General features: G+C 33.1%; 1 protein-coding gene. It reads right to left on the reverse strand.

Annotated features, from left to right (window positions below; genetic code table 11):
• Positions 1 to 305: 305 nt before the first annotated feature.
• Positions 306 to 486 (reverse strand): hypothetical protein (locus FCS21_RS17645; RefSeq protein WP_222927982.1); only part of this gene is annotated, 181 nt, incomplete at its 5' end.

The raw sequence follows: 486 nt of genomic DNA on the forward strand, positions 1-486 counted from the left end.
TGATCGAAGAATAAAAAAACGACCGCGGTGGGTAGCCGCGGTCTAGGAGTTATTTTTACTTGAGGAGTAAAAATGAAAAAGTATATAGGGTTGTTGGTTGGTATGTATATAGAATAGAAGATAAATGTGAAGAAATTGTGCATTATTTCTTCACATTTATTAGGTTATAGTTTAAGAAAGTTTAAATATTCCACAGTTTGGTTATTTTAGGCGTTTCTTTTCATTAGAAAAACCGTCTTTTGGTTCTGAGATAAATCTTAACGCATAGTCGTCTCTAGAATAACGGCGCCTAATGTTATAAGGCTTCATATTAATCTCTCAACACCAGGGCCTAATATGATATTTCTATTAGATGTTTTTTTGTTTTCATTTTTGTTTTCTATTCTTTTTTCTAACAAAATTTGCTGTAACTTCTTTAAGTGAGCCGGGTCGATTGGCTTACGTTGTGAGACGCTAGGAACTAGTTCTCTAAAAATGTCTCTTCTA

The organism is Colwellia ponticola (assembly GCF_005885605.1).
Taxonomy (GTDB): Bacteria; Pseudomonadota; Gammaproteobacteria; order Enterobacterales; family Alteromonadaceae; genus Colwellia; species Colwellia ponticola.